The 13,559-nt window shown below is 64.8% G+C and carries 12 protein-coding genes; 6 read left to right on the forward strand and 6 right to left on the reverse strand.

Features of this window, described 5'->3' with window-relative positions; genetic code table 11:
- Positions 1–41 precede the first annotated feature (41 nt).
- The 5 genes from AB843_RS10270 to dapA all read right to left on the reverse strand — a co-directional run bounded on the left by AB843_RS10270 (position 42) and on the right by dapA (position 5,992).
- Positions 42–2,279: a glycoside hydrolase family 9 protein gene (locus AB843_RS10270; RefSeq protein ID WP_048646756.1), complete on the reverse strand. Its 2,238-nt coding sequence runs from the start codon at positions 2,277–2,279 to the stop codon at positions 42–44.
- Positions 2,272–3,519, reverse strand: coding sequence for an acyltransferase family protein (locus AB843_RS10275; protein WP_082143761.1), 1,248 nt, complete (start codon positions 3,517–3,519; stop codon positions 2,272–2,274). The genes AB843_RS10270 and AB843_RS10275 overlap by 8 nt, the downstream gene beginning before the upstream one ends.
- 234 nt (positions 3,520–3,753) lie before the next feature.
- Complete coding sequence (gene hpaR, locus AB843_RS10280; RefSeq protein WP_244467947.1) at positions 3,754–4,227, reverse strand: homoprotocatechuate degradation operon regulator HpaR; 474 nt, start codon at positions 4,225–4,227, stop codon at positions 3,754–3,756.
- Positions 4,224–5,078 (reverse strand): fumarylacetoacetate hydrolase family protein, encoded by an 855-nt coding sequence (locus AB843_RS10285; protein ID WP_048646757.1) that lies wholly within the window; start codon positions 5,076–5,078, stop codon positions 4,224–4,226. The genes hpaR and AB843_RS10285 overlap by 4 nt, the downstream gene beginning before the upstream one ends.
- The gene (dapA, locus tag AB843_RS10290; RefSeq protein WP_082143762.1) at positions 5,075–5,992 is read right to left on the reverse strand and encodes a 4-hydroxy-tetrahydrodipicolinate synthase; all 918 of its coding nucleotides are present in this window, start codon (positions 5,990–5,992) and stop codon (positions 5,075–5,077) included. The genes AB843_RS10285 and dapA overlap by 4 nt, the downstream gene beginning before the upstream one ends.
- 108 nt (positions 5,993–6,100) lie before the next feature.
- Between dapA and AB843_RS10295 the strand changes: the two genes are divergently transcribed.
- From AB843_RS10295 to hpaD, 3 genes are all read left to right on the forward strand, one after another.
- Positions 6,101–6,520 (forward strand): 5-carboxymethyl-2-hydroxymuconate Delta-isomerase, encoded by a 420-nt coding sequence (locus AB843_RS10295; RefSeq protein WP_048646758.1) that lies wholly within the window; start codon positions 6,101–6,103, stop codon positions 6,518–6,520.
- Positions 6,520–8,037 carry a 5-carboxymethyl-2-hydroxymuconate semialdehyde dehydrogenase gene (gene hpaE / locus AB843_RS10300; RefSeq protein ID WP_048646759.1) on the forward strand — a complete coding sequence of 506 codons (1,518 nt, stop codon included), beginning with the start codon at positions 6,520–6,522 and terminating at the stop codon, positions 8,035–8,037. The genes AB843_RS10295 and hpaE overlap by 1 nt, the downstream gene beginning before the upstream one ends.
- Before the next feature lie 84 nt (positions 8,038–8,121).
- Entirely contained in the window at positions 8,122–9,102 is a 981-nt protein-coding gene (gene hpaD, locus AB843_RS10305; protein WP_048646760.1) for a 3,4-dihydroxyphenylacetate 2,3-dioxygenase, read from the forward strand.
- A 217-nt stretch (positions 9,103–9,319) separates the two neighbouring features.
- Here the strand turns inward: hpaD and AB843_RS10310 are convergent, their stop codons facing one another.
- Positions 9,320–10,906: a GMC family oxidoreductase gene (locus AB843_RS10310; RefSeq protein ID WP_048646901.1), complete on the reverse strand. Its 1,587-nt coding sequence runs from the start codon at positions 10,904–10,906 to the stop codon at positions 9,320–9,322.
- A gap of 271 nt (positions 10,907–11,177) precedes the next feature.
- On the opposite strand from AB843_RS10310, the gene AB843_RS10315 reads away from it, so the two are divergent.
- The 3 genes from AB843_RS10315 to AB843_RS10325 all read left to right on the forward strand — a co-directional run bounded on the left by AB843_RS10315 (position 11,178) and on the right by AB843_RS10325 (position 13,551).
- Complete coding sequence (locus AB843_RS10315; protein WP_048646761.1) at positions 11,178–11,972, forward strand: MoaF C-terminal domain-containing protein; 795 nt, start codon at positions 11,178–11,180, stop codon at positions 11,970–11,972.
- A 16-nt stretch (positions 11,973–11,988) separates the two neighbouring features.
- Positions 11,989–12,378, forward strand: coding sequence for a nuclear transport factor 2 family protein (locus AB843_RS10320; RefSeq protein WP_048646762.1), 390 nt, complete (start codon positions 11,989–11,991; stop codon positions 12,376–12,378).
- A gap of 66 nt (positions 12,379–12,444) precedes the next feature.
- Entirely contained in the window at positions 12,445–13,551 is a 1,107-nt protein-coding gene (locus AB843_RS10325) for an amino acid ABC transporter substrate-binding protein (protein WP_082143763.1), read from the forward strand.
- Positions 13,552–13,559 lie beyond the last annotated feature (8 nt).

Consider the following 13,559-nt stretch of genomic DNA (forward strand, 5'->3'; position numbering starts at 1 on the left):
TCGCTACAGAGCGTTAATCCCGCCACTGCTCCTCGTGTCATTCAACTGTCGGCCAGGAAGGAGGCAATCCAGGCCAGGGGAGCGTTCCAGTTGATCCCCATCTCATTGGTGGCGAACGCCTCGATGTCATCGACATAACAGGCCTGCGGGGCGCAGCCTTTCAGCTTGCGCGCCGAGACGGCGTCCGAGAGATCGACATTCGGCCCGCCGGCCAGGGCCCCGTCGGGCGGGCGGGGCAGGCTGGGATCGACCGAATGGGCGAACCAGCGGCTGTGCTGGTTTTGCGCGTAGAAGGTGCCGTAGCCGGTCACATACGAGATGCCCAGCGCGTTGCGGCCAAGCAGATAGTCCATGCTCTCGCGAACGGCCGCGCGGTAGCGGGGATCGCCGGTGAGGTCGTAGGCGCTGGCGACGATGATCATGTTCTGCGCCACGGCGCTGTTCGAACCCCAGCCATAATGTTCGTTGCGCGGGGCGAACAGCAGGCCGAATGCCTCACGGCTTTGCGCTGTCAGCAGCGCCTCGGCGGAGGCGATGACGGCGCGTTGCATGGCCTGCCGGTCGGTCGGCGGAAGCTGGCTGGGAACGGTGGCCAACTGGAGGCGCGCCAGTCCGCTGACGTCGCGCCAGCTGATGGAGAGTTCATCGAACACGGCATCGCGCCAGTAAGGCGACGCTTTCAGGCGGTCGAGGAAGCGGGATTCGCCGGTGGTGATGAAGAGTTCGGCCGCCGCCCAGAAGAATTCATCCGCCACGTCGTCGTCGTCATAGGCGCCGCCGCCATCCATGCCGTCGGTCGGCGGCATGAAAAGCGCCGGCTCCCTTTCGGCCGCGTCATAGGCGCGCCGCGCCGCCTCGAGCAGCCTGTCCGCATAGGCGGCATCCCATCGGCGAAACAGCCGCGCGCCCTGCGCCGCCGCTGCGGCGAGATTGAGCGTCGCGGCGGTCGATGGCCGATAGAGCGCGCGGCGCTCGGCGTCCTGATGCGGCAGGAGAGGCAGGGGCGTCCAGCGGATGTCGTGGACGCTGTGATGCGCCATGCCCTGATGCGGTTGTCCCTCCGGCACCGCCATCTTCATCAGGAAATCCAGTTCCCATCGGGCTTCGTCGAGAATGTCGGGCATGCCGTTGCCGGCCTCGGGAATGCGCAGCCAGCCATCCGACAGCGCGTTCGAGCCGTTCTTGCCCCGGATCAGCGCGCGTTCATACGCGCCCATCATCTGTGCCACGGCGAAGCCGCCATTGACCACGTATTTTCCGTGATCGCCGGCGTCATACCAACCGCCGCTGACGTCGAGCTCGTACCCGCAGCTCCAGCGTTCGCCATAGATCTTGCGCGACGCGGCGGTTTCCAGGCACGGCACCGCGATGTCACCCCGGTTCGGTGCCTGGCCGAGATGGCCGGCGGGCCGCGCATAGGCTTCGCCGGCAACGGCGCCGTCGATCTCGATGCCGCTGCGCATCGGATAAAAAAGCGACAGGGCGTCTGTGCGCAGCCGGTTGTAAAGGCTGTCGTCGATGGAAAAGGGATGGCTTTCGGAAGAGGCTGCAACCAGCCGGAAACCGTCGCCGGTTTCGCTGACATCGGAGAAGTCGATCAGGTGTGTTTCAAGCCGCGACGCCTTGTCGTAGCCGAAGCGCCGTGTCGTGCCCTCGGCGACCGCCTTGCCGCCGGCCCTGAGCAATTGCCATTTCAGCGGCATCTCGCTGTCGCTGACCAGCGTCGCCTTTTTCGGCCCGTCGCTCGTGTAGCCGGCCTGGTTGATCCTGATCGGGGGCGTTCCGGCGGCGGTCGGGGCTGTGCCTTCATTCACGCTGAGCGCATTCAGGCAGATGGACCGATCCTCCGCCTGTCCGCCGAGTTGGATGACGATGGCGGCATCCCTACGTGTCTGCGGGGCAGTAAATGTGCTCTCGAACGCCTTCGGCTCGGCTGCCGGGTGGATCATCACGTCGCCGTAGGGCGTCCACGGCTCCTGGCCCTGTTGCACGACGAGGCGCGTGGGCAGGGCCGGTGCGCCGGATGCGGTGACCGAAATCCGGTAATCAGTACCTTCGGCAAGCGCGATCCCGTTGATGCCGATCAGTGCATCCCAGGGCTTGCTTGTCCCTCCCATGGCGGTCGCGCAAAGCGCTCCATCGCGCTGTTCGAGGCGAACATTGTCGGTCGCCCACCAGGCATCCAGCGAAGGGCCGGTGAGCAGGTCGCCGGCAATCGCATTGGCTGGAAGGATGGCGGCAAGCAGGAACAGGCCGTGTTTGCTGAAGCGCCTAACCATTGCCGCGCGCTCTCGCCTCGGCCACCGATCGTTTCGCTGTGGCGCTTTCAACGGCGAGGCTGGCGGCAAGGCGCTTCGACAGGCGCTGGAACGGCTTCTCGACAAGGAAATAGCCGATCAGCGCCGCGATGACGACAAGGCCGACCATCACGGCAAGCATGGCCGTCCCGAACAGCGCTCCGTTGACGCCGAACCCGTAATGGACTTCGCCATGCATCGAGAACGGCCCGACCAGATCGATATCGAGGAGGCGTTCAGCGAGTGTGGCAACGTAGATCATCCGCGCCTGGACGAAGACATGCACCATGTAGATGCCGTAGGACAGAGCGCCGGGCCAGAGAAAAGCACCCGTCTTAAGGAGCCGGCTAATGATTCCACGCTCATGAGCGAAGACAAGCAGCGTCAATGCGAAGACGAACGGCGCTGCGATGCCGGTGGCTTGGCGGCCGGCAAGGGCGACGAACAACACCGCCAGGACGATGGCGCCCAGTTCGGCCAAAGTCCAAGAAAGCGTGCCGGATTGTGGAGCCGTCGCCGAGCGCTTGTGCAGGAGACCCGGACCGGCGACGTGATAGAGCAGCGCGCCAAGCGCGAACCCATAGAGACAGCGGATGAAGCCGTAGTCCCAGGTCGCGTCCATCAGCCGGGGGGAAAAGAGATAGAGAATGAGCGGTCCGGCGATGATCACCGGAATGAGCGCGATCCAGTGGCGCCGGCCAAACAGCACGGCCGCTCCGCCGAACAGCAGATAGGTCCAGAATTCGGCCGAGATGCTCCAGCTCGGGCCGTTCCACGTCAGGCGCGTTTCAAACCCGACCCCGTTGAGGAGAAGGAGGTTGGAAACGAGCTCGGCAATGCCGTTGCCGCTGGTGAACGGCGCGGGGCCGTCGCCACGCAGGGCAGGAACCGTCAGGCGCAGCAATTCGAAGGCGACGAAGACCAGGAGAATGGCGAGGTGAAGCGGGTATATCCGGCCGAAGCGGACAATCGTGAAGCGCAGATAGTCCATGCCGTCGTTGAGCTTGCGGCCATAGCCATGGGCGATGACGAAGCCCGACAGGACGAAGAAATAGTCGACGAAGAGAAAGGCATTGCGGACAACGAGGCTCTCGCTGATCGGGCCGATTGCCGGAAAATGCATCATCGCCACCAGCAGGGCGCAGATGCCGCGCCAGGAATCCAGGGTCTCGAAACGCACGGTGGCGCCGCGCGTACCCGCCTGCGCCGAACTGGCACGCATTCTCGTGTCAAACCGGTTCACTGTGTGCCGCCCCATCGCAAATCAAGCTTTGTCTATGCCTTGCCCTGGAGATGAGCAAGATCGATGCCATGCAGGACATGTCCGGGAACGGAGCAACGCCTGGCGGGCGGAAGCTTCCCACCGCAAGGTGAATCTTTGCTTGCAGTCAAAGCCGGTGCAGCGCCAGCCGGTTGCGGGACGTGCGGTTTTCGCCTGTGATCGCGATGAGGCGGCTCACAGCGCCCTGGTCAGTTTTTCCAACTGGTCGAGCAGCGCCTCGACCTGATCCTTGCCGAAGCGCGCTTCCATTTCGCTGTAGATCGCCACGCTCTCTGGCGTCACGGCGGCGATCAGCGCCTTGCCTTGCGGCGTGATCTCGACCAGCACCCGGCGTCCGTCCGTCTCATGCCGCTCGCGGGTCAGCAGACCGCGGTCGTCGAGCGCCTTGATGATGCGGGTCAGGCTGGGCGGCAGGACGCAGGCGCGCTCGGCCAGGTCGCTGGCCTCGATCGGCCCCGATTCATAGAGGATGCGCAAGGTGCGCCATTGCTGTTCCGTCACGCCGTGCTCGGCGAGCATCGGCCGGAAACGCGACATCACCGCCTCGCGGGCGCGAAGCAGGGCGATCGGCAGCGAGCGGCGTGTGTCGCGCGGCAGGAGGCGGTCCTCGGGTGAGCGGGGCAGGGGCCGTTTGACGTCTTCGTTCAAGCTTCTTCTTCCACTCCGTTGCGCAAGGTGCCGACGCCCTCAACCGTCACTTCCACCACATCGCCGGCCTTCAGCCATCTGGGCGGATCGAAACGGGCGCCGGCGCCGGTCGGCGTTCCCGTGGCGATCAGGTCGCCGGGAACCAGGCGCGTGAAGGTCGATACATATTCGATGATGCGGGCAAAGGGAAATGCCATGGAGGCGGTCGTGTCGCGCTGCCTCGCCTCGCCGTTGACGCGGGTCTCGATGGCCAGGTCTTGCGGGTCGATGGTGGTCAGGTCCGTCTCGATCCATGGCCCGATCGCGCCGGTGCCGTCGAAATTCTTGCCCTGGGTGACGTTGAACTTGCCGTGCCGCACCCAGTCGCGCACCGAACCCTCGTTCATGATCGTCAGCCCGGCCACATGCGCCATCGCGTCGTCGGGCGCGATGCGGCGGCCGGCACGGCCGATGACCAGGACGATCTCGCCCTCATAGTCGAGCTGTTCGGATTCGTGTGGCACGGTGAGCAGAGCGCCATGCGGCACGAAGGAAGCCGCGCCGCGCATGAACAGCGACGGGTATTTCGGCGCGTCCGAGCCGTCCTTGTATTCCTCGTTGCGGTTCATGTAGTTGACGCCGACGCAGAAGATGCGCCCGGCATCGGGGATGGGCAGTTCGAGCCGCGCCTCGGCCAGCCGGAGGTCGGCCGTTTTCGCCGCATTGGCAGCTTCGCCAATGCGTTCCTCCTCGATGATCTGGCGAACGCTCGACGCGCCGATCCGCGCGGTGAGGTCGGCGATGCCGTCTGCGCCGACCAGCGCGCCGGGTTTCAGGACGCCGTCATGGCGGAAGGTCAGGAGACGCATCAGGCAAGCTCCACATTGGAAAGCCCGGCCCTGGAAAGGACTGCATCAAGCCGCTTCTCCAGCTCCGCCGTGGCCGGCATCAAGGGCAGGCGGTGCTCGTTCGCGGGCATGATGCCGAGCCTCTTCATCATGTATTTCATGGGGATCGGGTTGATGTCGTAGAACACGGCCTTGTTGATCTCGAACAGCTGGCGGTGCAGGGCGCGGGCGCCGTGCAGGTCGCCGGCCCAGACCGCCTCGCAAAGATCGGCCAGTGGCCGGGGGCGCAGGTTGCCGACGGCGTTCATCAGGCCGCAGGCACCGACGGCCATCATCGGGAAGGACAGTTCCTCGAGCCCGACGAAGATGCGCAGATCATCGTCGATCTCCTCCAGAAGGTCGGAGACGTAACCCAGATCGAGCGATGCATGCTTCATGCCGACGAAGGTCGGGCAGGCGCGATCGATCTCCTTTGCCGTCTCCAGCTTCACGTCGACCGCCGCGCGGCCCGGTATGTGATAGATCATCCACGGCTTGTCGTGCAGGGCGTTGAGCACGCGGTAATATTCGACCAGTCCGCGCTGCGGCGGGCGGGCGTAGTAGGGCGTGACGATCAGCAGCGCGTCGACGCCGCTCTTGGCGGCGGCGTGCCGGGTCAGCGCCTCGGTCTCGGCAAGGCTCTGCGAGCCGGTGGCGACCACCACCGTCACCCGACCCGCCGCGGCCTCCACGGCAACGTCGACGATGCGGTTGCGCTCGTCGACCGTCAGCGATGACGGCTCGGATGTGGTGCCGTTCACCAGAATCCCGTGCGAGCCTTCCTTGACCTGGAATTCCACCAGGCCGGCATAGGCGTCGTAGTCGACCGCTCCCTCCTTGAACGGGGTTACGAGCGGCGGAATCGATCCCTTGAGGAAATCCTTGTCGATTGAAAGCACGCAAATCCTCCCGGCGCGATTGGTCTTGACACTCCTGGCGATATAATTAACTTGTTAATGAGAATGATGCAATGCCCTGCGGGCAGTTTGGGAAGATCTGGAGGCGTCATGCCGCACTTCATTTTCGAGTATTCGGCTAACCTCGAGCGGCATCTCGATATCGGGGCGCTGTGCGATTCCACCTTGCGGGTGGCGGTCGAAACCGGCGTCTTCGAAAAAGGCGGCATTCGTGTGCGGGCGCATCGCTGCGATGCCTACGCCATCGCCGACGGGCTGCCGGAAAACGCCTTCCTGCACCTGATGGTCAGGATCGGCGCCGGGCGGCCGCTGGAGGTGCGCAAGGCGGCGGGCGAGCGTGTCTTCGAGGCGCTCTCGGCATTCTGCGCGCCGCTGCTCGCGCGGCCGCATTTCGCCCTGTCGTTCGAACTTTGCGAGATCGATCCCGAGACGAGCTGGAAGAAAAATACAATTCACCCACGCCTGCGCGACGATCACCCACGCTTGCGCGACGGGAAGCAGGAGGCTTGATGTCCAAACTAGAGGAGAACCTGAAGAAGGCGGAAACCTATCTGGCCCGCTTCCGCGACAAGGGGGTGTTGAACCGCATCGCCGGCGCCGTGGTGCCGGCCGCCTCGGGCCAGACCTTCGAGACCATTTCGCCGGTCGACCTGAAACCGCTGGCGCAGGTGGCGCTGGGTGGCGCCGAGGACGTCAATGCCGCCGCCGAGGCGGCGCGCACGGCGTTTCCCGAATGGGCGGCGATGGACGGCGGGGCGCGCAAGAAGCTCCTGCACAAGATCGCCGACGCGATCGTCGAACGGGCCGAGGAGATCGCTTTCGTCGAGTGCATGGACACCGGCCAGGCGCTGCGCTTCATGTCGAAGGCGGCGCTGCGCGGGGCGGAGAATTTTCGCTTCTTCGCCGACCGTGCGCCGTCGGCGCGCGACGGCCAGGCGCTGCGCGCGCCGGGCCAGCTCAACGTCACGACGCGCGTGCCGATCGGCCCGGTCGGCATCATCACGCCGTGGAACACGCCGTTCATGCTGTCCACCTGGAAGATCGCACCGGCGCTGGCCGCCGGTTGCACCATTGTCCACAAGCCCGCCGAGTTCTCGCCGCTGACGGCAAGCCTGCTGGTCGAGATCGCCGAGGAGGCGGGCCTGCCGAAAGGCGTGTGGAACCTGGTCAACGGCATGGGCGACGGGGCCGGTAAGGCGCTGACGGAGCATCCGGCGATCAAGGCGATCGGCTTCGTCGGCGAGAGCCGCACCGGCCAGCACATCATGCGCCAGGGCGCCGACACGTTGAAGCGGGTGCATTTCGAGCTCGGCGGCAAGAACCCGGTGGTGGTCTTTGCCGATGCCGATCTCGAGCGGGCCGCCGACTCGGCCGTGTTCATGATCTATTCGCTGAATGGCGAGCGCTGCACCTCTTCGTCGCGTCTTCTGGTCGAGGAGAGCATCTACGACGCCTTCACGGAAATGGTCGCCGAGAAGGCCAAACGGATCAAGATCGGCCATCCGCTCGATCCCGAGACGGTCGTCGGCCCGCTGATCCATCCCGAGCACGAGAAGAAGGTCCTGTCCTATTTCGACATCGCCCGGCAGGAGGGCGCGACGATTGCCGCCGGCGGCGCAAAGGCGGATGGACCGGGCGGCGGCTGTTACGTGGCGCCGACCCTGTTCACCCACGCCAATAACGGCATGCGCATCGCCCAGGAAGAAATCTTCGGCCCGGTGCTGACGGCCATTCCCTTCAGGGACGAGACCGAGGCCCTGTCGCTCGCCAACGATGTCGACTACGGTCTGACGGGCTATCTGTGGACCCGTGACGTGACGCGGGCGTTGCGTTTCAGCGACGGCCTGCAGGCCGGCATGATTTGGGTAAATTCGGAGAATGTCCGTCACTTGCCGACGCCGTTCGGCGGCGTCAAGAATTCGGGCATCGGCCGCGACGGCGGGGACTGGTCGTTCGACTTTTACATGGAAACCAAGAACATCGCTTTCGCCACGGCCGAGCACGCGATCCCCAAGCTCGGCGGCTGATGTTTGTTTCTTTCAACCGCATTCATGCGGATGTCAGGTGTTTCCACCTGGCTGCAAGTTGCTCAAGCTTCTCGGGAGGACACCATGCCGGTACCGGCGCCCAATCTCTACCCATCCTTCAATGTCGTTCGGCTGAGCCATGTCTGCTACACGGTGCGCGATCTTGAGGCGAGCCGCGCCTTCTACGCGGACACACTCGGCCTGCAGGTGACCCATGAAGACAGCGAGATGATCACGCTGCGCGCCATGGAAGAGCGGGGCCATCATTGCCTGGTGCTGCGCCGCGGCGAGACGCCGGCGGTCGATTACCTGGCCTTCAAACTCTATGGCGATGCCGACCTGGAGAAGGCCGAAGCCTTTTTCCGCGCCAAGGGGTTGCCGGTCGAGTGGGTCGAGCGGCCGTTCCAGTCGCGCACCTTGCGGACGCGCGACATTCACGGCGTGCCGATCGAGTTCTACGTGCGGATGGACCGGCTGCCGCCGATCCACCAGCACTATGCCTTGTACAAAGGCGTCAAGCCGCTGCGCATCGATCATTTCAACGTCTTCTCGACCAATGTCGATGAATCCGCCGCCTTCTACAGTGAATTCGGCTTCCGTGTGACCGAGTATACGGAGGACGAGGAGACGGGTCGCCTGTGGGCCGCCTGGATGCACCGCAAGGGCGGCGTGCACGACATGGCCTTTACCAACGGGCGCGGACCACGCCTGCATCACATCGCCTTCTGGGTGCCGACGCCGCTCAACATCATCGACCTGCTCGACCTGATGGCGACCACCGGCTATGTCGGCAATATCGAGCGCGGCCCGGGCCGGCACGGCATTTCCAACGCCTTCTTTCTCTACGTCCGCGATCCCGACATGCATCGCGTCGAAATCTACTGTTCGGATTACCAGACGGTCGATCCCGACCATGAGCCGATCCGCTGGGATCTGAAGGATCCGCAGCGCCAGACGCTGTGGGGAGCGGCCGCGCCGCGCTCCTGGTTCGAGGAGGGGAGCCTGTTTGCCGACACGCCGGTCGGCGAATCCGTGCTGAAGGCGACGCCGATCGTCGCGCCCTGACACGGACGCGGGTCGACGGCCAGGGGCGGTCCGCTTCCAGGCCGGGCGGTTCGACAGGGGCAAGAAGACGCCGACACCGCCTTCGAAGCGATGACCGCTATAGCCTTTTGCAGTCAGGTGGAATCACCTGACGTCCGCATAAACGCGGAAAAACAACGAGATAGAGTGGGACAGCGTTTCAATGAAACGATGAACCGGTCTAATGCCAGGGAGCCGGTCACGCTTCGCCGAGGATGAAGTCGGCACAGCGATCGGCGATCATGATGGTCGGTGCGTTCGTGTTGCCGCTGATCAGGCGCGGCATCACCGAGGCATCGCAGATGCGCAGGCGCGGCACGCCACGCACGCGCAATTGCGGGTCGACCACCGCGCCGTCGTCCGTGCCCATGCGGCAGGTTCTCGAGGGGTGATACACCGTCTTGGCGTGTTCGCGGACATGCGCCGCGAGCGCTTCATCCGGCAGATCGTCAGCACCGCCGGGGGCGAATTCCTGACGCACCACCGCCTGCAGCGCCGGCTGTCGCAGGATATGCCGGGCGATCCTGAGGCCGGCGATCAGCGTCGCCATGTCGTCGGGATGCGACAGGAAGCCGGTGGTGAAGCGGATCGGTTCGGCCGGTTCGGCGGAACGCAATTGCACTTGCCCGCGCGATCTGGGCCGCAACACGCACGGGTTCAATTCCATGCCATGCTGCTGGACTGCGCCATGCTCGGCGCCGGCGATCATCACCGGCAGAACGTGGAATTGCACGTCCGGCCGCCCATCGCCATCCGTGTCGAAAAAGCCGCCGCTCTCGACCACGTTCGAGGCGAGCAGCCCGTTGCGGAACAGAAGATACTGCAAGCCGTGGCGCAGGGCCCGAAAGCCGCGATCCTCGCCCAGAAGCGAGATCGGCTCACGCGTCAGCGCGTAGACCGGCGCGGCAACATGATCCTGCAGGTCGCGGCCGACACCGGGCATGTCGCGTCGCACGGCAATGCCATGTTCGGCCAGATGCCCGGCCGGGCCAAGGCCCGACAGCATCATCAGTTTCGGCGTGCCGAGCGCGCCGGCGGCCAGGATGACTTCCTCGCGTGCCGTGGCTGAAACGGGGCCGGCGCCGGTGACACGATAGGAGAGACCTGTCGCCGCGCCGTTCTCCAGCGTCAGCCCCGTCACCAGCGCATCGGTGACGACCGTCAGGTTGGGATTGTCGCGGATCGGCTTTAGGAAAACGGCCGATGCCGAGCGCCGTTCGCCACCTTCGGTGGTGGTCTGGTAGAACCCGACGCCGTTTTGGGCCGCGCCGTTGAAATCGTCATTGTAGTGAAATCCGGCTTGCTGCGCGGCGCGCACATAGGCAAGCGACAGGGGATGGCGATGGCGTGGATCGGAGACCGGTAGCGGCCCTTCGGCCCCATGATGCTGGTCCGCCAGCCGTTCATTGCGTTCCAGCCGCCGGAAGACCGGCAGCACGTCCTGCCAGCCCCGGCCCGGGCAGCCGAGGTCGCGCCAGCCATCATAGTCCGCCGCCTGGCCGCGAATGTAGAGCATGGCGTTGATCGACGAGCCGCCGCCTAGCGTCCGCCCTTGGGGGATCGGCAGGCGGCGCCCGCCGACCGCTTCCTCCGGCTCGGATTGATGGATCCAGCTGCGCGCCGTGCCGATCACCTTGGCGAACGTCGCCGGCATGCCGATGAAGCGGCTGTTGTCGGCCGGTCCGGCCTCGATGAGGAGGACGCGCTTGCCGGCCGTGACCAGCCGGTTGGCGAGCGTGCAGCCGGCCGAGCCGGCGCCGGCGATGATGTAGTCATAGGCCTGCATGTCGTTTCCCATCGCCTCAGCCGCGCCGCATGAGGGCCGCCTCGCTTTCCAGATAGTTTCCGGGGTTTCCAGCAGTCGATCCGGTCCGTCCATCCACTCGGTATGGCCGGCGCGGCCAGTGTTCAAGAAGGCCGACGCGCAAGTGCGCTTTCAGTCAAAACAAAGTTCCCGCTCGGACAAGACGTCCGGGAAGCAAATCTTCAGTATCGCAGGCAAGGTGATCTGCACCTCAGGGTGTGCACGCTTGCCGAAGCGATGGGGTGATTTATTGATGAACGATCAGGCAAGACCGGCCGACTGGAAGCACTTTGACGATTTCTCCGCCGGCATCGCCACCAACCGCCTGCCGACCACCGATGCGCTGGTCGGGCAGAACTTCAAGATCACGCTCGACGACGACCGGCAGATCGACCTTGCCTTCACAGCCTCCGACACCGTTGCCTGGAGCGAGGCGGACAAGGCCGGCGCGGACTGGTATGAGGCGCTGGAAGTGGCGCCCGGCGTGTTCTTCATCAACATGGTGTTCGCCGCCAGTTCCGCCGAGGACGAGGCCTTCATCGTCGCACCGGCGACACGGCGTGTCCTGTCGGTGCGCGAGCGCGTACGCCCCGCCGACGAGGCGCCCGGCGAGCCGCGCGTGGCGCAGACCTACATGCCCGGCGTTCTGGGCGATCCCAAGGTTGCGCCGACCGGCTTCAAGCCGGCGCCGACGCGCGACCTGATCGGCCTGACCGCGCACTACGAGTACAGCCCCAACCATCTCTACGAACACGTCTATCTGAGCGCTGAGCGCTATGCCTGGCAGAACCTCGTCGGTGTGCAGCGCGGCCATGGCGATGTCGATCTCGCCACCACCTACAAGTTTGCCGAAAACCAGTATGTGTTCGGTTTCCGCGAATTCATCATCCCGGTCGCCTCACTGTTCTTCTACGACTGGGACAGCATGCGCTCGACCGGAAAATTCCTCGGTGTCGCCAGCACGGGCGCCATCGAGAACAAGCCGGCCGGCGCTTTCATCGAGAAGAAGTCGGTCACCATCTACGCGGAAGGCAGGGCGCCGGTCTGACCGGCGGAACAAACGCATGCGTGAGAATTTCGAGGCAATCAAGGCGCATTACGCCGGGTCCGACGCGAAGGACATCGATGCGATGATGGCGCCCATCACCGAAAAGACCGTCTGGGTGGAGATGGCGGGATTCCCCTATGCGGGAACCTATGTCGGGCCGGAAGCGATCATCGCCGGCGTCTTCAAGCGGATCGGCGAGGACTGGGACGGCTACACGTTCTCGCTGGAAAAGCTGGTCGATGGCGGCGCGACGGTGATCGGCATCGGCACGTACTCCGGCCGCTACCGCAGGACCGGAAAACCGATGGCGGCGCGCGTCGTGCATGTGTGGGACATGGAGGACGGCAAGGCCGTTCATTTCGAGCAGTTCACCGACACGAAGAACGTCGCGGAGGCAATGCGCTGAGGCGCTGTGGAACTTCATAGCGGGCTGGCCATAGCGCCGGTTCGGCCAATCCACGGGAGGAAGCTTATGACAATGGTTCTAAGAGGAATGCTTGCGGGCCTGATCTTATGGTGTGGACTGGCCCTTGGACTTTTCGGCGCGGCGCAGGCCGCCGACGGCGAAATCGTCATCGGCGCGCCGGTCTCATTGACCGGTCCGCTGGCCGCCGACGGACAGGAGCAGCGCTGGGCGTACGAGCTCGCCGTCAAGGACATCAACGAGGCCGGCGGCATCTTCATCAAGGAAGCGGGCAAGAAACTGCCGGTGCGCCTGGTCGTCGCCGGCGCCATCGTCGCCGAGAAGTACAAGAAGTTCTACATGATGACCACGTGCTTCCCCTTCATGTGGTCGCCGCAGAATTTCAAATGGTCGGCCCTGTTCTTCTTCACGGCGCCGAGCGCGGCGGAAGTGCCGTTCAAGATCTGGAACGACCTGCCCGAGGCCGACCGCCCGAAGAACCCGGCGCTGCTGTCGGAAGACACGCCCGACGGGCACGGTTTCGGCGAGGGCTTCCGCGCCTTCGCCAAACAGTATGGCTACACCTTCGCCGTCGACGAGCCGTGGGCCGTCGGCGCCAAGGATTACTCGGCCAACATCCTGAAAATGAAGGCAAACAATGTCGATGCGCTGCTGATCTTCGGCTCGCCGTCGGACTCCATCACCCTGGTGCGCCAGATGAAGGAGCTCGGCCTGAGCGTCAAATACCTGCACGGCTGGAAGGGCACCTGGACGGGCGAGTTCGCCGAGGCGCTGGGTTCGGATTCCGACTACGTCATTTCCGACGGTTTCTGGTCGCAGGACTTCCCCTTCACCGGCAGCAAGGAGCTCGGTGAGTGCTATACGGCCGAATTCCACAAGCCCTCGGTGACGATCGGCGCCTTCTACGCCAACGCGCAGGTGCTGTTCAGAGCCATCGAGCGGGTGGGCACGACCGATTCCGCCGCCGTGCGGGATGCCGTGGTGGGCGGCGAGTACAAGGACACGGTGGTCGGTGATCTGCAGTTCAACGATGCGGGCCTGGCGCTGATCGAAAGCACCGCCAACCAATGGTGGGAAAAGCAGCAGATGCTGTTCTACCCGCCGGTCGACGGCGGCTGGCAGGTGAAGATGATGAAGCCCTGGGGCGAGCGCTGAAGCAGGCG

The organism is Nitratireductor soli (assembly GCF_001050155.1).
Lineage (GTDB): Bacteria > Pseudomonadota > Alphaproteobacteria > Rhizobiales > Rhizobiaceae > Nitratireductor > Nitratireductor soli.

What these genes read in the sequence shown, in the direction of transcription:
- AB843_RS10270 (WP_048646756.1), bottom strand. Translation starts at nt 2,279, where the DNA reads ATGGTTAGGCGCTTCAGCAAACACGGCCTGTTCCTGCTTGCCGCCATC.
- AB843_RS10320 (WP_048646762.1), top strand. Translation starts at nt 11,989, where the DNA reads ATGCGTGAGAATTTCGAGGCAATCAAGGCGCATTACGCCGGGTCCGAC.
- hpaD (WP_048646760.1), top strand. Translation starts at nt 8,122, where the DNA reads ATGCCGGTACCGGCGCCCAATCTCTACCCATCCTTCAATGTCGTTCGG.
- AB843_RS10275 (WP_082143761.1), bottom strand. Translation starts at nt 3,519, where the DNA reads ATGCGTGCCAGTTCGGCGCAGGCGGGTACGCGCGGCGCCACCGTGCGT.
- AB843_RS10315 (WP_048646761.1), top strand. Translation starts at nt 11,178, where the DNA reads ATGAACGATCAGGCAAGACCGGCCGACTGGAAGCACTTTGACGATTTC.
- hpaE (WP_048646759.1), top strand. Translation starts at nt 6,520, where the DNA reads ATGTCCAAACTAGAGGAGAACCTGAAGAAGGCGGAAACCTATCTGGCC.
- AB843_RS10310 (WP_048646901.1), bottom strand. Translation starts at nt 10,906, where the DNA reads ATGCAGGCCTATGACTACATCATCGCCGGCGCCGGCTCGGCCGGCTGC.
- AB843_RS10325 (WP_082143763.1), top strand. Translation starts at nt 12,445, where the DNA reads ATGACAATGGTTCTAAGAGGAATGCTTGCGGGCCTGATCTTATGGTGT.
- AB843_RS10295 (WP_048646758.1), top strand. Translation starts at nt 6,101, where the DNA reads ATGCCGCACTTCATTTTCGAGTATTCGGCTAACCTCGAGCGGCATCTC.